The sequence below is a fragment of the Thiobacter subterraneus genome, from assembly GCF_055379455.1.
In genome coordinates this window covers 1,694,697-1,711,720 of record NZ_AP042402.1, presented here as the reverse complement: position 1 = coordinate 1,711,720, position 17,024 = coordinate 1,694,697, and the positions used below count along the sequence as shown (strand labels likewise).

19 protein-coding genes are annotated in these 17,024 nt (G+C 66.8%); 6 read left to right on the top strand and 13 right to left on the bottom strand.

Annotated elements, in window-relative coordinates; all coding sequences use genetic code 11:
• Nucleotides 1-33: 33 nt before the first annotated feature.
• The 6 genes from ACZ42P_RS08560 to ACZ42P_RS08535 are packed head-to-tail and all read right to left on the bottom strand — an operon-like array spanning nucleotide 34 to nucleotide 6,411.
• On the bottom strand, nucleotides 34-921 hold the full coding sequence (locus ACZ42P_RS08560; RefSeq protein ID WP_464897134.1) for a septal ring lytic transglycosylase RlpA family protein: 888 nt from the start codon (nucleotides 919-921) through the stop codon (nucleotides 34-36).
• Entirely contained in the window at nucleotides 918-2,012 is a 1,095-nt protein-coding gene (gene rodA / locus ACZ42P_RS08555; RefSeq protein ID WP_464897133.1) for a rod shape-determining protein RodA, read from the bottom strand. The genes ACZ42P_RS08560 and rodA overlap by 4 nt, the downstream gene beginning before the upstream one ends.
• Nucleotides 2,005-3,912: a penicillin-binding protein 2 gene (gene mrdA, locus ACZ42P_RS08550; protein ID WP_464897132.1), complete on the bottom strand. Its 1,908-nt coding sequence runs from the start codon at nucleotides 3,910-3,912 to the stop codon at nucleotides 2,005-2,007. The genes rodA and mrdA overlap by 8 nt, the downstream gene beginning before the upstream one ends.
• Nucleotides 3,909-4,448, bottom strand: coding sequence for a rod shape-determining protein MreD (gene mreD / locus ACZ42P_RS08545; protein WP_464897131.1), 540 nt, complete (start codon nucleotides 4,446-4,448; stop codon nucleotides 3,909-3,911). Before mreD ends, mrdA begins: the two co-directional genes overlap by 4 nt.
• A complete protein-coding gene (gene mreC / locus ACZ42P_RS08540; protein ID WP_464897130.1) occupies nucleotides 4,435-5,322 on the bottom strand; it encodes a rod shape-determining protein MreC in 888 nt (295 codons plus the stop codon). The genes mreD and mreC overlap by 14 nt, the downstream gene beginning before the upstream one ends.
• Nucleotides 5,323-5,367: 45 nt before the next feature.
• Nucleotides 5,368-6,411, bottom strand: coding sequence for a rod shape-determining protein (locus tag ACZ42P_RS08535; RefSeq protein ID WP_464897129.1), 1,044 nt, complete (start codon nucleotides 6,409-6,411; stop codon nucleotides 5,368-5,370).
• A gap of 130 nt (nucleotides 6,412-6,541) precedes the next feature.
• Between ACZ42P_RS08535 and gatC the strand changes: the two genes are divergently transcribed.
• The 3 genes from gatC to gatB all read left to right on the top strand — a co-directional run bounded on the left by gatC (nucleotide 6,542) and on the right by gatB (nucleotide 9,864).
• Entirely contained in the window at nucleotides 6,542-6,829 is a 288-nt protein-coding gene (gene gatC / locus ACZ42P_RS08530; RefSeq protein WP_464897128.1) for an Asp-tRNA(Asn)/Glu-tRNA(Gln) amidotransferase subunit GatC, read from the top strand.
• 77 nt (nucleotides 6,830-6,906) lie between these two features.
• Nucleotides 6,907-8,358 carry an Asp-tRNA(Asn)/Glu-tRNA(Gln) amidotransferase subunit GatA gene (gene gatA / locus ACZ42P_RS08525; protein ID WP_464897127.1) on the top strand — a complete coding sequence of 484 codons (1,452 nt, stop codon included), beginning with the start codon at nucleotides 6,907-6,909 and terminating at the stop codon, nucleotides 8,356-8,358.
• Nucleotides 8,359-8,430: 72 nt separating this feature from the next.
• Entirely contained in the window at nucleotides 8,431-9,864 is a 1,434-nt protein-coding gene (gene gatB, locus ACZ42P_RS08520; protein ID WP_464897126.1) for an Asp-tRNA(Asn)/Glu-tRNA(Gln) amidotransferase subunit GatB, read from the top strand.
• Between the two features lies 1 nt (nucleotide 9,865).
• Here the strand turns inward: gatB and ACZ42P_RS08515 are convergent, their stop codons facing one another.
• Nucleotides 9,866-10,516, bottom strand: coding sequence for a DUF4124 domain-containing protein (locus tag ACZ42P_RS08515; protein ID WP_464897125.1), 651 nt, complete (start codon nucleotides 10,514-10,516; stop codon nucleotides 9,866-9,868).
• The gene (gene pyrE / locus ACZ42P_RS08510; RefSeq protein ID WP_464897124.1) at nucleotides 10,513-11,169 is read right to left on the bottom strand and encodes an orotate phosphoribosyltransferase; all 657 of its coding nucleotides are present in this window, start codon (nucleotides 11,167-11,169) and stop codon (nucleotides 10,513-10,515) included. Before pyrE ends, ACZ42P_RS08515 begins: the two co-directional genes overlap by 4 nt.
• Before the next feature lie 22 nt (nucleotides 11,170-11,191).
• Here pyrE and ACZ42P_RS08505 point away from each other — a divergent pair, with 22 nt between their 5' ends.
• Genes ACZ42P_RS08505 through ACZ42P_RS08495 form a run of 3 tightly spaced genes read left to right on the top strand, consistent with a single transcriptional unit; the run spans nucleotide 11,192 to nucleotide 13,932 of the window.
• A complete protein-coding gene (locus ACZ42P_RS08505) occupies nucleotides 11,192-11,971 on the top strand; it encodes an exodeoxyribonuclease III (RefSeq protein ID WP_464897123.1) in 780 nt (259 codons plus the stop codon).
• Nucleotides 11,958-13,274, top strand: coding sequence for an AmpG family muropeptide MFS transporter (locus ACZ42P_RS08500; RefSeq protein WP_464897122.1), 1,317 nt, complete (start codon nucleotides 11,958-11,960; stop codon nucleotides 13,272-13,274). The genes ACZ42P_RS08505 and ACZ42P_RS08500 overlap by 14 nt, the downstream gene beginning before the upstream one ends.
• Nucleotides 13,267-13,932, top strand: coding sequence for a sulfite exporter TauE/SafE family protein (locus ACZ42P_RS08495; protein WP_464897121.1), 666 nt, complete (start codon nucleotides 13,267-13,269; stop codon nucleotides 13,930-13,932). The genes ACZ42P_RS08500 and ACZ42P_RS08495 overlap by 8 nt, the downstream gene beginning before the upstream one ends.
• A 10-nt stretch (nucleotides 13,933-13,942) precedes the next feature.
• Here the strand turns inward: ACZ42P_RS08495 and ACZ42P_RS08490 are convergent, their stop codons facing one another.
• From ACZ42P_RS08490 to ACZ42P_RS08470, 5 genes are all read right to left on the bottom strand, one after another.
• Entirely contained in the window at nucleotides 13,943-14,374 is a 432-nt protein-coding gene (locus tag ACZ42P_RS08490; RefSeq protein ID WP_464897120.1) for a DUF4426 domain-containing protein, read from the bottom strand.
• A 47-nt stretch (nucleotides 14,375-14,421) separates the two neighbouring features.
• A complete protein-coding gene (gene metW, locus ACZ42P_RS08485; protein ID WP_464897119.1) occupies nucleotides 14,422-15,015 on the bottom strand; it encodes a methionine biosynthesis protein MetW in 594 nt (197 codons plus the stop codon).
• On the bottom strand, nucleotides 15,012-16,154 hold the full coding sequence (metX, locus tag ACZ42P_RS08480) for a homoserine O-succinyltransferase MetX (RefSeq protein WP_464897118.1): 1,143 nt from the start codon (nucleotides 16,152-16,154) through the stop codon (nucleotides 15,012-15,014). The genes metW and metX overlap by 4 nt, the downstream gene beginning before the upstream one ends.
• A gap of 81 nt (nucleotides 16,155-16,235) precedes the next feature.
• Entirely contained in the window at nucleotides 16,236-16,604 is a 369-nt protein-coding gene (locus ACZ42P_RS08475; RefSeq protein WP_464897117.1) for a hypothetical protein, read from the bottom strand.
• 155 nt (nucleotides 16,605-16,759) lie between these two features.
• A complete protein-coding gene (locus ACZ42P_RS08470) occupies nucleotides 16,760-16,996 on the bottom strand; it encodes a DUF3567 family protein (RefSeq protein WP_347307694.1) in 237 nt (78 codons plus the stop codon).
• Nucleotides 16,997-17,024: the final 28 nt, after the last annotated feature.

Sequence of the window (17,024 nt, the reverse complement as noted above, 5' to 3'; positions counted from 1 at the left end):
CCGGCCTGGCGTGGACGCAGGAAGGGGTGGCCGTCAGCGGATCACCATGGGGGCGAGTTCGGTGAGGCGGCGCACCAGGGCCGCTGCCTCATCGGCCTCGCTGCGGCTGGCGAAGGGTCCTGCGCGCAGACGCACCACGCCGTCTCCCTCCACGAGCCGCAGCCGGTCGGCCAGGTCGGCCACCTGGACCCTGACCCGGCCCAGCATCTGCTCGGCATTGGCCGCCACGCTGAAGGCGGCGAGCTGCACCCACCAGGCCGCGCCCTCCGGCTCCGGCGCCGCGGCGGCCACCGCAGTGCCATTCCAGGTGGCCGGGTCGATGCTTTCCACGCGTACCCGTCCGCTGCCCGCGCGCACCAGTCCCAGCTTGTAGGCGGCGGTGTAGGACAGGTCGATGAGCCGGTCGCCATGGAAGGGTCCGCGGTCGTTGATGCGCACGATCACCGATTTGCCGTTGGCGAGGTTGGTCACGCGCGCATAGCTGGGAATGGGCAGGGTGGGGTGGGCGGCGGTCATGCCATACATGTCGTAGGGTTCGCCGCTGGAGGTGCGTGCGCCATGGAACTTGCGTCCATACCAGGAAGCGATACCCTCTGCCACGTAGGGCCGGCCGCTCACATCCGGGACATAGGTGCGGCCGAAGGCGATGTAGGGATTGTTGGCGAAACGGTGCAGAGGTTCCGGTTTGGGTTCGGCGTCGGGAATGCGCTCGATGTCGGGCGGTGGGTTGTCGCCGGGACCATCGTCCTGGTAGTAACCGCCGGGCCGCGCCACGGCCGGGGCGGGTTTTTCGGCAGGCTTGCTCTCCACCCCGGAACCGGGGCGCGGCACCGGCCCCGGTGCGCTGGCACAGCCCGCCAGCACCCCGGCCAACAGGGCCAGGACAGTCCAGGCCGCCGCGGGACGACAACCCCGTCTCATGTCTTCACCAGTCTCCGGTGGGTGGCCACGCTCATCAAAATACCAAAGCCCATCAGCAGCGTCACCATGGCGGTCCCGCCATAGCTCACCAGGGGCAGGGGCACCCCCACCACCGGCAGGAGGCCGGACACCATGCCCATGTTCACCACGGCATAGGTACCGAAGGTGAGGGTGATGCTGCCTGCCATGAGTCGGCCGAACAGGGAGGGCGCATTGGCGGCGATCAGAAGTCCCCGGGCGAGGATGGCGAGATAGAGCAGCAGAAGCACGAGGATGCCTAGCAGCCCGAATTCTTCTCCCAGGACGGCGAAGATGAAATCCGTGTGGCGCTCCGGCAGGAAATCCAGATGGGCCTGGGTGCCGTGCAGCCAACCCTTGCCCACGATGCCGCCGGAACCCAGGGCGATGGTGGACTGGATGATGTGATAGCCCGCGCCCAGGGGATCCTGGCCGGGATCGAGCAGGGTCAGCACACGCTGGCGCTGGTAGTCGTGGAGCAGGGACCAGACCACCGGCAGCATGGCGGCGCCCGCCAGCGAAAGCCCCAGGATCACGCGCCAGCCGATGCCCGCCAGAAACAGCACGTAGAAGCCGGAGGCGGAGATCAAAAGCGCCGTGCCCAGATCCGGCTGTTTGGCGATCAGGGCCACCGGCAGGGCCAGGATCAGGGCTGCCACGGCGAAGTCGCGCAGGCGCAGCATCTTCTCGTGCTTGTCCAGATACCAGGCGAGCATGAGCGGCACCGCGATCTTCATCAATTCCGAAGGCTGGATGCGGGTCACCCCAATGTCCAGCCAACGGCGCGCGCCCTTGCTCACTTCCCCGAACAGGGCCACGGCCACCAGCAGGAGCAGGCCCAGCAGGTAGGCCGGCAGGGCGAAGCGCATCAGATGCTGGGGCGGCACATTGGCTACCGCCCACATGATGGCGAGCGCCAGCACGATGTTTACCATCTGGCCGACCACGCGGCCCATGTCCTGGCCGGAGGCGCTGTAGAGAATCCCCAGACCCAGCAGGAGGACCACGCCCAGCAGGGCGAACAGCACCCAGTCCACATGGCGTGCCGCCCGCAGCAGCCAGCGTCTAATCATCTCCATTTTCCTGTGCCCCTTCCTCGGTGGCGGCGGCACCGGCCGGCTGCCTGCCCAGCAGGTAATAGTCGAACAGGGCACGGGCGATGGGCGCCGCCGTGGAGCCGCCATGGCCGCCGTTTTCCACCAGCACCGCCACGGCGATCTTCGGGTCCTCCGCCGGGGCGAAGGCGACGAACAGGGCATGGTCCCGGTGGCGTTCCGCCACCCGGCTCTCAATGTATTTTTCGCCCTGCTTCATGCCGATCACCTGGGCCGTTCCGGTCTTGCCCGCCATGGTGTAGGGCGCGCCGGCGCCGGCCCGCGCCGCGGTGCCGCCGGGGCGGGTCACGTCCACCATGGCTGCCTTGACGAGCTCCAGGTTCTCCGGATTCACGGGCAGCCGGGACACCACCTCCGGCTCCACCGGTGTGACCGCACCCGTCTTGGCATTCTGGATCGCCTGTACCAGGCGCGGACGCATTTCCCGCCCGCCGTTGGCCAAAGTGGCGGTGGCCACCGCCAGCTGCAGCGGCGTGGCCAGCATGTAGCCCTGACCGATGCCCACGCTCACCGTGTCCCCCAGAAACCACTTCTGGCGGAAGCGTTTCCATTTCCATTCCTGGGAAGGCAGTAGGCCGGCGCGCTCGCCCTCGATGTCGATGCCGGTCTTGCGGCCGAAGCCGAAGTGGCTCATGAAGTCGTGGATGGCGTCGATGCCCAGGTCCACGGCCAGCCCGTAGTAATAGGTGTCGCAGGAGATCACGATGGACTTGTGCAGATCCACCATGCCGTGGCCGCCGGGCTTCCAGTCACGATAGCGGTGGCTGCTGCCGGGCAGGCTGAAATAGCCCGGATCGGCGATGGTATGGCTCGGGGAGCGCTTCTTGAGCTCCAGCGCGGCCAGTGCCATGAAGGGCTTGAAGGTGGAGCCCGGCGGATACATACCGTGCATGGCGCGGTTCACCAAAGGCTTGTCCGGTGACTCGTTGAGCGCCTGCCAGTTCTGGGGGTCGATGCCGTCGATGAACAGGTTGGTGTCGTAGCCCGGTTTGGACAGGAAGGCGAGCACGCCGCCGGTGCGGGGATCGAGGGCGACCAGCGCCCCGCGGAAATTGCCGAAGGCCTGCTCCGCCACCTGCTGCAGCTTGAGGTCGAGATGCAGGGTGAGATTGTTGCCGGAAATCGGCGGGGTGCGCGACAGGGTGCGCACCGCCCGTCCCGCGGCGTCGGTCTCCACCCGCTCGAAACCGGTGGTGCCGTGCAGTTCCTGCTCATAGCTCTGCTCCAGCCCCGCCTTGCCGATGTAGTCCGAACCGCGGTAGTTGGGCAGCAGCTCCATCTCCTCAAGCCGCTTGAGATCCGCCTCGTTGATGCGGCCGATATAGCCCACCACGTGGGAGGTGAGCTGTCCCTGGGGATAGTGCCGGAACAGACGCGCATGGATCTCCACCCCGGGGAAACGGTAACGGTTGGCGGCGAAGCGGGCGATCTCCACGTCGTTGAGGCGGGTTCGGATGGGCAGACTCTCGAAGTTCTTGCTCTCCTCCAGCAGTTTGCGGAAGCGCTTGCGGTCCTTGGGGGTGATTTCGATCAGCTGGGCCAGGGCGTCGATGGTCTTGTCCAGCCCCCCTTGCACCTTGCTGGGCGTGATCTCCAGGGTATAGGCGGAATAGTTGTGGGCCAGCACGGCACCGTTGCGGTCCAGAATCAGGCCGCGGTTGGGCACGATGGGCACGATGGAGATACGGTTCTCCTCGGCCAGGGTGTGGTAATGCTCGTATTGCAGCACCTGCAGCCAGAAGGCGCGGGCGAGCAGGATGAAGAACAGCACGAGGGCCACGCTGGCGGCCACCGCCAGGCGGATGCGGAAGTAATAGAGCTCGCGCTGATGGTCGCGGATCTCCGGTCGGCGGCTCATCGCGGGGCGGTACCGTAGGGCGGTGCCGCGGCCGGCTGCCTGCGCTGGGGCAGCTGCAGCACCAGGGTGAGGAGCGGCCACAGTACGGCGCCCACCAGGCTGCCCGCGAAATAGAGCCAGCCCGGGAAGGCCGCACCGAAAGCGAGACGCACGAGCAGCATGGTGAGTTCCAAAAGGAGCAAAAGTCCCAGCACGTAGAGTGCCTGCTGCCATGGATTGAAGGTTTGCAGCCGCCGGTGCAGCAGCCAGGCGGCGTAGGCGGTGACCACGTAGGCCAGGGCATGCTGGCCGAACAGCACGCCCTCGGCGATGTCCATCAACAGACCCAGGAACCAGGCGCTGGCCAGCCCCACCCGGCGCGGGTAATGGATGATCCAGTAGAGCAGCACCAGGGCCACCAGATCGGGCCACAGCAGCACCGCGACGCCATTCCACGGCAGCAGGTTGGCCAGCAGGGCCAGCGTGAGGCTCATGACGATGAACCGCGTGCGGGGCGGGCGGGTCAGCACCGACTGGCGGGGATTAGCGCTTGCCACGGGCGGACTCCACGGGTTTGGGCCGGGGCGGCGGGGCGGGCGCGTGGCTGGCCACCACCAGCACCTGGCGATGACGATCGACGCCGGCGGCGGGCAGACAGGTGATGCGGGCAAAGGGATAGGCCGCATTGCGCTCCACGCGCAGCACGGTGGCCACCGGCAGCCCCGGCGGGTAGATGCCGTCGATGCCCGAGGTGACCAGCTGGTCCCCGGGTTGCAGGTCGGCATGGATGGGCATGAAGGGCACGTTGAGAGTGCCGTCCTGACCGCTGCCGAACACCACCGCGCGCAGACCGTTGCGCAGGTTCTGCACCGGCACTGCCTGGTTCTTGTCCGTGATCAGGGTGACTTCGCTCACCCCGGGATAGACCCGTGTGACCTGTCCCACCACCCCCAGCTCGTCCACCACCACCTGCCCCGGTTCCACCTGATGCAGACTGCCGCGGTCGATGATGATCTTGCGCGCGAAGGGATCGCGTTCCGAATAGAGGATTTCCGCCAGCTGGGCGTGATTGGCGTAACGCTCGCGCGCCTTGAGCAGGGCGCGCAGATGGGCGTTTTCCGCCTGCAACGCCTGGAATTCCATGAGCTGTCCCGACAGGCGCAGACGCGCCTCCCGGAGTTCGTCGTTTTCCAGGCGCAGCCGGGTCTGGGTGACGAAAAATTCGCCCACCTGGGCGGCCAGGCGCACCGGCGCATTCACCGCATGCTGCAGGGGATTGATGATCACGGCCAGGGCCTGGCGCAGGGGATGGAGATAGCCGAAGCGGGCATCGGCCAGGATCAGGAACAGCGACAGCAGGGCAAAGATGGCGAAGCGGGTGGCGGGCCTGAGCCCGGTCTTGAAGAACGGCGGCGGGGTCGTGTCGATCATGTCCCCTCACCCCGGGCGGGGCGCTTTCCTGCCCTGTCCCGCGGGTCAGTCGTTGGTAAAGACGGTGGACAGACGCTCCATTTCCTCCAGCGCCCGTCCGGAGCCGCGCACCACGCAGGTGAGCGGGTCTTCGGCGACGATCACCGGCAGCCCGGTCTCCTCCATGAGCAGGCGGTCCAAGTCGCGCAGCAGCGCGCCGCCGCCGGTGAGCACCATGCCCTTCTCGGCGATGTCCGCGCCCAGCTCGGGCGGGGTCTGCTCGAGGGCGGATTTCACCGCCGAGACGATGCTGTTCAGGGGATCGGTGAGGGCTTCCAGGATTTCGTTGCTGGAAATGGTGAAGCTGCGGGGGATGCCCTCGGCCAGGTTGCGGCCTTTGACTTCCATCTCGCGCACGTCCGAGCCGGGGAAGGCCGAGCCGATCTCTTTCTTGATCTGCTCCGCGGTGGATTCGCCGATGAGCATGCCGTAGTTGCGACGGATGTAGTTGATGATGGCCTCGTCGAACTTGTCTCCCCCCACCCGCACCGAGGCCGCATAAACGATGCCGCCCAGGGAGATCACGCCCACCTCGGTGGTGCCGCCGCCGATGTCCACCACCATGGAGCCCGTGGCCTCCGCCACCGGCAGGCCGGCGCCGATGGCCGCCGCCATGGGCTCTTCGATCAGATACACCTGGCGCGCACCGGCACCGATGGCCGATTCCCGGATGGCGCGCCGCTCCACCTGGGTGGAACCGCAGGGCACGCAGATGATGATGCGCGGACTGGGGCCGAACAGGTGCGAGCCGTGGATCTTTTTGATGAAGTACTTGAGCATCTGCTCGGTGATGGTGAAGTCGGCGATCACGCCGTCCTTCATGGGCCGGATGGCGGTGATGTTGCCGGGCGTGCGGCCGAGCATCTGCTTGGCCTCGATGCCCACCGCCTGGATGGTCTTCTTGGCCGTGGGCCCGCCCTCGTGACGGATGGCCACCACGGAGGGCTCGTCCAGGACGATTCCCTTGCCGCGCACGTAGATCAGGGTGTTGGCCGTGCCCAAGTCGATGGCCAGGTCGGTGGAGAAATAACCGCGCAGGAATCCGAACATGTCTTCGCTACCGTGAAAGGAAGGGGCAGGTGGCACGCCGGGAAGGCGCGAGGCGGCCGGCAGCCTGCTCGAACAAAGGGGTTATGATACCCTATAGGGCTTGTTTCGTTAACGGAACCCGGTGAAATCCATGTCATTTTCCGCAGCCGACGTGAAACGCGTCGCCCATCTCGCCCGCATCGAGATCACGGAAGCCGAAATCGAGCCCGTGCTCGCGCAGCTGTCCAACATTCTGCATCTGGTGGAGCAGATGCAGGCGGTGGACACCGAGGGCATCAAGCCCATGGCCCATGCCCAGGACATCGCCCTGCGTCTGCGCGAGGACGAGGTCACCGAGACCGACCAGCACGAACTCTTCCAGTCCATCGCCCCCCAGGTGGAAGCCGGGTTGTACCTGGTGCCCAAGGTGATCGAGTAATTTCCCCCCGGCCCTGCGTGCCACCGCCGGCCCTGATGCCGGGTGTGGCGCGCGCCGTCTCAAGATTGGGACCCGACATGATCAACAGCAGTCTGAAAGAACTCGCCACAGCGCTCGCCGCCCGCCGTATATCCAGCCGCGAGCTCACCGAGCTGTTCCTCGCGCGCATCGAGGCCCACAACCCGGAGCTCAATGCCTACATCACGGTGGACCGGGAGAAATCCCTGGCCCAGGCCGATGCCGCAGACCGGCTTCTGGCCGCCGGGCAGGGCGGCCCCCTCACCGGCATTCCCGTGGCCCAGAAGGACATTTTCTGCGCCAGGGGCTGGCTTACCACCTGCGGCTCCCGGATGCTCGCCAACTTCGTGGCGCCCTACGATGCCCACGTGGTGGAGAAAATGAACGCCGCCGGCATCGTCAACCTGGGCAAGACCAACATGGACGAGTTCGCCATGGGCTCGTCCAACGAGACGTCCTTCTTCGGCAAGGTGAAGAATCCCTGGGACCGCGCCGCGGTTCCCGGCGGTTCCTCCGGCGGCTCGGCGGCCGCGGTGGCGGCGCGTCTTGCGCCGGCGGCCACCGGTACCGACACCGGCGGCTCCATCCGCCAGCCGGCGGCCCTGTGCGGCATCACGGGGATCAAGCCCACCTATGGTGTGGTCTCCCGCTACGGCATGATCGCCTTCGCCTCCTCCCTGGACCAGGGCGGCCCCATGGCCAAGAGCGCCGAGGACTGCGCCCTTCTGCTCAACGTCATGGCGGGCTTCGATCCCCGCGACTCCACCAGCCTGGACCGTCCCGCCGAGGACTATACGCGGCTGCTGGAGGAACCGCTGGCCGGCCTGCGGATCGGCCTGCCCAAGGAGTATTTCGCCGAGGGCGTGGCGCCCGACGTGGCGGCGGCGGTCGAGGCGGCCATCGGGGAATACCGCAGGCTGGGCGCCCAGGTGGTGGAGGTGTCCCTGCCCAACACCCGGCTGTCCATTCCGGTCTATTACGTGCTCGCGCCCGCCGAGGCCTCCAGCAACCTGGCGCGCTACGACGGCGTGCGCTATGGCTACCGGGCGCCCGAGTACAGCGATCTCATGGACATGTACAAGAAGACCCGCGCCCAGGGCTTCGGCGCGGAGGTGAAGCGGCGCATCCTGATCGGCACCTATGTGCTGTCCGCCGGCTACTACGACGCCTACTATCTCAAGGCCCAGAAACTGCGCCGGCTGATCGCCCAGGATTTCAGCGATGCCTTCCAGCGCTGTGACGTGATCATGGGGCCCACCTCGCCCACCACTGCCTTCGATCTGGGCGAAAAGGCCGACGATCCGGTGGCCATGTATCTGTCCGACATCTACACCATCGCGGTGAACCTGGCGGGCCTGCCCGGCATGTCCATTCCCGTGGGTTTCGGCGCACGGGGACGGCCGGTGGGGCTGCAGATCATCGGCAACTATTTCTCGGAGGCGAAGATGCTCAACGTCGCCCACCAGTACCAGAAGGTGACCGACTGGCACCTGCGCATGCCCCAATTGTGAACAGTCAAGGGCAGGCAGCAGGCGGTACCTCGCGCACGCCGTCTCCTGTCTGCCGCTACCCGGGAGTTTGTTATGGAATGGGAAGTGGTCATCGGGCTGGAGGTGCATGCCCAGCTCTCCACCCGCAGCAAGATCTTTTCCGGCGCCGCCACGCGCTACGGGGCCGCGCCCAACACCCAGGCCTGTGCAGTGGACATCGCCCTGCCCGGCGTGCTGCCGGTGCTCAACAAGGGGGCGGTGGAGCGTGCCATCCGCTTTGGTCTGGCCATCGGCGCCCGGATCAACCGCGAGTCGGTGTTCGCCCGCAAGAATTACTTTTACCCGGATCTGCCCAAGGGCTACCAGATCAGCCAGTATGAGCTGCCCATCGTCGAGGGTGGCAGCCTCACCATCCAAGTGGGGGACCAGGAAAAGGTCATCCGCATCACGCGCGCCCATCTGGAGGAGGATGCCGGCAAGTCCCTGCACGAGGATTTCCACGGCATGACCGGCATCGACCTCAACCGTGCCGGCACGCCCCTGCTGGAAATCGTTTCCGAGCCCGACCTGCGCAGCGCCCAGGAGGCGGTGGCCTATGCCAAGACCCTGCACGCCCTGGTCCAGTATCTCGACATCTGCGACGGCAACATGCAGGAAGGCTCCTTCCGCTGCGACGCCAATGTCTCGGTGCGGCCCAAGGGGTCCGACACCTTCGGCACCCGCTGCGAGATCAAGAACCTCAACTCCTTCCGCTTCCTGGAGAAGGCCATCGAATACGAGGTGAGTCGGCAGATCGAGATTCTCGAAGCCGGCGGCTTCATCGAGCAGGAAACCCGCCTCTACGACTCGGACCGGGACGAGACACGTTCCATGCGCTCCAAGGAGGAAGCCTTCGATTACCGCTATTTCCCCGACCCGGACCTGCTGCCGCTGCGCATTCCGGAGGAGATGATCGAAGCCATCCGGGCCAGCCTGCCCGAACTGCCCCACGCCAAGCGCAGCCGCTTCATGAGCCAGTATGGCCTGTCGGGCTACGATGCGGGCGTGCTCACGGCCAGCCGCGCCATGGCGGCCTATTTCGAGGCGGTAGTGGCGGGCGTGGGGGCGGCCCACGCCAAGGTCGCCGCCAACTGGGTGATGGGGGAACTGGCGGGGGCGCTCAACCGTGACGGGCGCGACATCGGCGACAGCCCCATTTCCGCCGCGCAGCTCGCGGGCCTGATCGCGCGCATCCTGGACAACACCATCTCGGGCAAGATCGCCAAGGAAGTGTTCGAGGCCATGTGGGCGGGCGAGGGCGATGCCGACACCATCATCGAGAAGCGGGGCCTGCGCCAGATCACCGATACCGGTGCCCTGGAACAACTGGTGGAGGAGGTGATCGCGGCCAATCCCAAGTCGGTGGAGGAATACCGCGCCGGCAAGGATCGCGCCCTGAACGCCCTGGTGGGCCAGGTGATGAAGCGCACCCAGGGCAAGGCCAATCCCCAGCAGGTGACCCAGCTGCTCAAGGCCCGGCTGGGTTGAGTCAGGGCCGGGTGGCGGGCCCGCCCGGCGCCAGACCCTTGATTTCCATGAAGCGCTTGCGGTCCGCGGCGAAGCGGGCGCGGATGGCGTCCTTTTCCTGGTTGGCCTGGGCGATGCGTGCCCGCAGCTGGTCGATTTCCGCCTGCGCCTGGCTGATGTCCGCGCTGAGGTCCGGCGGCACCGGACGCTGACGGGCGCGGAAGCTGGCCTCCTGCCTGCGCAGACCGTCGAGCCGGCCCTGCACCGACTTGATGCGCAGCTCATGGCTCTTGATCTGCACGTCCACCGCCTCCAGGTTGCGGCGCTCGGCCAGATCCAGCTCGTCCAGGGTGGTGTAGCTCGCCAAGAGCGCCCGGTCGCGGCGGCGCTGTTCCTCGGCCTTCTCCCGGGCCTCCCGCTCCCGCGCCTCCGCCTCCTGCCGTGCCCGCAGCTGTTCCGGCGTGGCGGCGGGCGGGGTTTGCTTCACCACCCGGCCGCTTTTGCTCAGCTCGGCATTGCCCTGGTTGGCGTATTCGGGCGGAATGGTGTCGCCGTAATGCACCTTGCCCTGGGCATCCACCCAGCGATACATCTGCTTGCCCGCGAGGGCGCCGCCCGGGGCCAGGAACAGGGTGAGCAGCAGGGGGGCGATGACGAAACGCATGGAATTCATGACTTGGCCGGGTCCTCGATGCCGTATTGCTCGCGATAGGCCAGCACGCGCGCCAGATCCGCTGCGTGCGCCGGCTGCCGGCGCAGGTAGGCGATCAGGTCGTCCAGGGTGGCGATGGCGATGACGGGCATGCCGTAGTCCCGTTCCACCTCCTGCACCGCGGACAGGGCACCCTGGCCCCGCTCCTGACGGTCCAGCGCGATCACCACGCCGCAGGGGGTGGCGCCCTGGTCCCGGATCAGCGAAACCGATTCGCGCACCGACGTGCCGGCCGAGATCACATCATCGGCAATGAGCACCCGTCCCTTTAGGGGCGCGCCCACGATCCGGCCGCCCTCGCCGTGGTCCTTGGCCTCCTTGCGGTTGAAGGCGAAGGGCACGTTGCGGCCCAGTTCGGCCAGGGCGATGGCAATCGCGGCCACCAGCGGGATGCCCTTGTAGGCCGGGCCGAACAGCATGTCGAAGTCAAGTTGGGCCGCGAGAATGGCTTTCGCGTAAAATCGGCCCAGCCTGCCCAGGGATGCTCCGTCGTTGAACAGCCCGGAATTGAAGAAGTACGGGCTCAAGCGCCCGGCCTTGGTCTTGAATTCGCCAAACAGCAGGACCCGTTTCTGCACGGCGAATTCGATGAATTCCTGCCGGAAATCTTCCATGGCAATGAGCGAGTAGATCGTCTTGCGGATTATAACCGCGAACCTCAACGGCATCCGGTCCGCCGCCGCCAAGGGCTTCTTCCAGTGGCTTGCGCACCAGCGCGCCGACGTGGTGTGCGTGCAGGAGCTCAAGGCCCAGGCCACCGACCTCACCCGCGAGATGCTGCAGCCGGACCGGCTGTTCGGGTATTTCCACTTCGCCGAGAAGAAGGGCTACAGCGGTGTGGGACTCTACAGCCGGCGCCAGCCGGACCAGATCATCGAGGGACTGGGTCTTCCCGACATCGACGCCGAGGGGCGTTATCTCGAGGCGCGCTTCGGCCCCCTGAGCGTGGTGAGCCTCTATCTGCCCTCGGGCTCCGCATCGGAGGCCCGCCAGCAGGCCAAGTTCGATTTCATGGCGCGCTTCCTGCCGCAGCTCGACGCCCTGCGCACCAGCGGCCGGCAGGTGGTGATCTGCGGCGACTGGAACATCGCCCACACGGAGAAGGACCTGAAGAACTGGAGGTCCAACCAGAAGAATTCGGGCTTCCTGCCGGAGGAAAGAGCCTGGTTCACCCGGGTGCTCGCGTCCGGCTGGGTGGATGTCTATCGCCGCCTGTATCCCGAGGCCGAGGGCGAGGGTTACACCTGGTGGAGCAACCGGGGCCAGGCCTGGGCCAAGAACGTGGGCTGGCGTATCGACTATCAGATCGCCACGCCGGACATCGCCGCGCGGGCCCGGTCGGCGCGGGTGTACAAGGCGCAGCGCTTTTCCGATCACGCGCCGCTGATCGTGGATTATCAGGATGTCCCGGCCTGAAGCCCATCCCTGGCTGGCGGCGCTGGCCGTCTACCGGCACCCGCGGGTGCTGGCCATCCTGTTTCTCGGTTTTTCCGCGGGCCTGCCTCCCCTGCTGGCGGTGGGCACCCTGTCCCGCTGGCTGGCGGAGGCCGGCGTGGACCGCGCGCAGATCGGCTACTTCTCCTGGGTGGGACTGGTGTGGGGCCTGAAATTCCTGTGGTCGCCCCTGGTGGACCGGCTGCCCCTGCCCCTCCTTGGTCGCTGGCTGGGCAAGCGGCGGGCCTGGCTGCTGCTGGGCCAGCTGGCCGCGGCGGTGGGGCTCCTGGGGCTGGCCCACAGCGACCCGGCGCGGGCCCTCTCCGCCACCCTCCTGTTTGCCCTGCTGGTGGCGGTGGCGTCCGCCACCCAGGACATCGCCCTGGATGCCTGGCGCATCGAGGCGGTGAGCCTGGAGCGACAGGCTGCCATGGCAGCCAGCTACCAGACCGGTTATCGCATCGCCATGATCATCGCAGGCGCCGGCGTGCTGTGGATCGCCGCGCTGTTCGATCCCAGTGAGACGCGCTACGAGTTCTTCCCCTGGCAGGTGGCCTACTCGGTGATGGCGGGGCTGATGGCCGTGGGTGTCGTCACCACCTTCCTCATTGGGGAGCCGGACCATGCGTCCCCGCCGCCCGCCATGGCCCGGGAAGGCTTCGGGCGCTGGCTCTACGGCAGTTTCGTGAGTCCCGTCGCGGAGTTCTTCGCGCGCTACCGCTGGCAGGCGCTGGTCATTCTCGGCCTGATCGCCCTCTACCGCATCTCGGACGTGGTGATGGGCGTCATGAGCAACCCCTTCTATTGGGAAATGGGCTTCACCAAGGAGGAGGTGGCCACGGTGTCCAAGGTCTATGGCGTCATCATGAGCCTGGCCGGTGCCGGCCTGGGGGGCCTGCTGGTGGCCCGCCTGGGTCTGATGCGCACCCTGTTCCTCGGCGCCCTGCTGTCCGCCGCCACCAATCTCCTCTTCCTGTGGCTGCTGGCGCGCGGGCACGATGTGTGGGCGCTGGTGTTCACCGTGTCCGCCGACAACCTGTCGGCGGGCATTGCCTCCAGCGCCTTCGTGGCCTACCTGTCGGGACTGGTGAACCAGGCCTACTCCGCCACCCAGTACGCGCTGTTCAGTTCCCTCATGCTCCTTTTGCCCAAGTTCATCGCCGGTTTTTCCGGCGAGTTCGTCAATGCCTTCGGCTGGAGCGCCTTCTTCACGGGCAGCGCCCTCTTGGGACTGCCGGTGCTGATCCTGGTGTGGCGCGCCGCCCGGGCGGGACCCCATGCCTGAACTGTCCCTGCTGGCGGCGGCCCTGGTGGGGCTGATGGGCGGCGTGCACTGTGTGGGCATGTGCGGGCCCCTGGTGACGGCCTTCGCCCTGCAGCGCCCGGGGGAGCAGCCGCGCCCTGCCCTGTATCTCGCCGCCAACCTGGGGCGCCTCGTCAGCTATACCCTGGCGGGGGCGGTGGCGGGCGGGGTGGGCGCAGGCAGCCTGTGGCTGGGGCACCTGTTTCCGGTGGAGCGGCTGCTGTTCGGGCTGGCCCAGGTCATGCTGATCCTGCTCGGTCTCTATCTCGCCGGGTGGAACCGCTGGCTTGCGCAGGTGGAGCGCGCGGGGGGGCTGCTCTGGCGGCGGCTGCAGCCGTCGCTTAAGCGCGTGCTGCCCATCCGGCGCCCGGGCCAGGCCCTGCTGGCCGGGCTGCTCTGGGGCTTTTTGCCCTGCGGGCTGGTGTATAGCGTCCTGATCGCCGCGCTCGCCAGCGGCAGTCCCGCCAAGGGGGCCCTCACCATGTTCGCCTTCGGTCTGGGCACCCTGCCCAACCTGCTGGCCATGGGCTGGTTCGCCAACCGCCTGGCGGCCTGGGTGCGCCAGCCGGCGGTGCGCAGGTTCGCCGGGCTGGCGGTGCTTGCCCTCGGACTCTGGGGACTGGCGCGGCTTCTCGTGTGAAACCCGGCCGCTACCGGTAGAAGGCGCGCTCGAACTCGAAACTCAAAGGCTGACTCCCGCCTTCGGGCTGGGCGGTCACCCTGAACTTGAGGGTCTGGGGCGGCGTGATGCGGAACTCGCCGATATAGTAGATGGCCGTGCCCTCGACGATTTCCCGCACCGGCACCTCGACGCTCTGGCCGGTGAGGGTGGGCAGCACCACCCTGACCTGGGCGCGCACCGGCTGGCTCACGCCCAGGGGCGTCTTCTTCAGCACCGACAGGGTGACCATGCCCCGGTTGCGCGAGCGGTCGATTCTGTAGTTCTTGGCCACCTCCGGCAACAGCTCGTCGGTGGGCATGGCGTTGTAGTGAACCTCCACATCGCCGAAGCGCGCGGCCTGTTCGGCCAGCAGGGGCGGAGCCAGCAGGAGCAATGCAAGGGTGGCGAGCAGTTTTTTCATGGCGTCTCTCCTCCGGGTGTGATTCACCCTGTCAATATAGCCGGCTTTCACGACCGCGCCTTGAGCCGGTATACCGCCAGACTGCCCAGCAGATTGGGCAGCAGCCTTACCCGGCGGCCGCGGTGCAGCACCAGCCGTTCCAGGATTTCCACGCCATGGGTGGCGCAAAAATCTTCGAAGTCCTTGAGGGTGCACAGGTGGACGTTGGGGGTGTCGTACCACTGGTAGGGCAGCTCGCGGGAGACCGGCATGCGGCCGGCCAGCACCTGCAGGCGGTGACCCAGGTGGCCGAAATTGGGGAAGCTGACGATGGCTTCGCGGCCCACGCGCAGCATCTCGCGGATGATGTCCTCCGTGTGGTGCATGGCCTGCAGGGTCTGGGACAGGATCACGTAGTCGAAGGAATGGGAGGCGAAGGTGGACAGCCCGCTTTCCAGGTCGCTCTGGATGGCATTGACACCGTTGCGCACGCAGGCTGCGATCTTTTCGTCGGCGATCTCCACGCCGTAGCCGAAGGCATTGCGGCTCTCGCGCAGGTACTTGAGCAGGCTGCCGTCGCCGCAGCCCAGATCCAGCACCTTGGCGCCGGGGTGCACCCAGGCGCCGATGGCCTCGAAGTCGGGACGCACGCTGGTGTTCATAGGGTGATGTTGCCCATGTAGGTGCGCACCACCTCGTGGTAATAGGGATCCACCATGAGGAAGGCGTCGTGGCCGTGGCGGGATTTCACCTCCGCGTAGGTCACGTTGCGTTCGTTGTCCAGCAGTGCCTTGACGATTTCCCGGGAGCGCTCGGGCGCGAAGCGCCAGTCGCTGGTGAAGGAGATCACCAGAAAGTTGGCCTTCGCCGGCGCCAGGGCTTCGGACAGGTGGCCGCTTTCGTAGTGGTGGGTGGGATCGAAGTAGTCCAGCGCCTTGGTCATCAGCAGATAGGTGTTGGCATCGAAGCTGGCGGCGAACTTGTCCCCCTGGTAGCGCAGGTAGGACTCGATCTCGAACTCCACGTCGTAGCCGAACTGGAAAGTGCCGGAACGCAGGATGCGGCCGAACTTGGTGCCCATCACGTCGTCGGACAGATAGGTGATGTGGCCCAGCATGCGCGCAAGGCGCAGGCCGCGCCTGGGGGTGACGCCATAGGCGTAGTAATCGCCGCCATGGAAATCGGGATCGCTCAGGATGGCCTGGCGGGCCACGTCGTTGAAGGCGATGTTCTGGGCGGTGAGCTTGGGTGCGGCGGCGATCACCAGGCAGTGACGCAGACGCTCGGGATAGGTGATGCTCCACTGCAGCGCCTGCATGCCGCCGAGACTGCCACCCACCACGGCGGCGAACTGTTCGATGCCCAGCCGGTCCGCCAGGCGTGCCTGGGTCTCCACCCAGTCGTCCACGGTCACCACGGGAAAGCGCGATCCCCAGGGCTTGCCGGTTTCCGGGTCGATGCTGGAGGGTCCGGTGGAACCGTGGCAGCCGCCCAGGTTGTTGACGCCGATGACGAAGAAGCGGTTGGTGTCGATGGGCTTGCCCGGTCCCACCATGTTGTCCCACCACCCCGGATACTTGTCGTGCGCCGTGTAGCGGCCGGCCACGTGATGGTTGCCCGAGAGGGCGTGGCAGATCAGAACCGCGTTGGAGCGCTGGGCATTGAGCTCGCCGTAGGTTTCATAGACCAGCTGATAGCGCGGGATCACCGCCCCGCTGCGCAGGGCGATGGGCGTGTCGAACTGCGCCGTCTGGGGCGTGACGATGCCTACGGAGCTGGTTTGGGCCGAGGGGCTGGGCATGGGGACGAAAGAAAAAACAGCGCGGATTATAGTCGGTTGGGCGCGCGCCGTCCCGGGCGCGCAGCCAGCCGCAAAGAGAAATCAGGCGCCGGCGTTGCGGCGGCTGCGCCGGCGGTCGGTGGAGCCGTCGCGGGGGCGTTTGGACCAGTCGCGCCGGTCCGGCGTCTTGCGCCGGTCCAGCTCCGGCGGAAAGTTTTCCAGCAGTTTGGCCAGATAGCCTTCCGCGCCCTCCTGCAACTGCCGCTGGCCTTCCGGGGTGGCCATCAGTTCCCGGATCTGCTCCGGCGTGAAGGTGTGGTTGATGGCCTCCTGCCAGGCCAGCATGACATAGCGCTGGACCGTCATGCGCTGTTCCGGCGTGCCTTGCACCTCGATGCCATCGTCGAGATCCTCCACCAGGGAGAACTCGATCCCGGCCGGGCCGATCCGGTAATTGTATTCCAGCTTCATGCAGGGGCTCTCCAGGCACTCCAGAAAATGGCGATCCGCCCCGCCGGGGCGGTCGGCCATGATAGCACCCGGGCGGGCGCGATCGTCAAGCGCCGGGCCGGCCGAAAAAACAAAGCCCCGGGGGCCGGGGCCGGAACGGGATCAGTGGGAGGGAATCAGTGGTAGATCAGGCGGTGGGTCATCAGGGCGTCGAAATTGCCGATCACGCCTTCCACGTCTTCTTCCGTGGGGTTGCTGTTGCGCAGCCCCTCGATGGACTGGCGGAACACGCGCGCCATTTCCCCACTCAGGAACACGCCCGTGCCAAGCCGGGTGTTCAGGAGCTCGAACCCGTTCAGCTCGGGGTATTCCAGCACCTGGTATTGATCGTTGGCGAACACCAAATTCATCATCTGCTACCTCCTTGAAGCAATCTGCTTC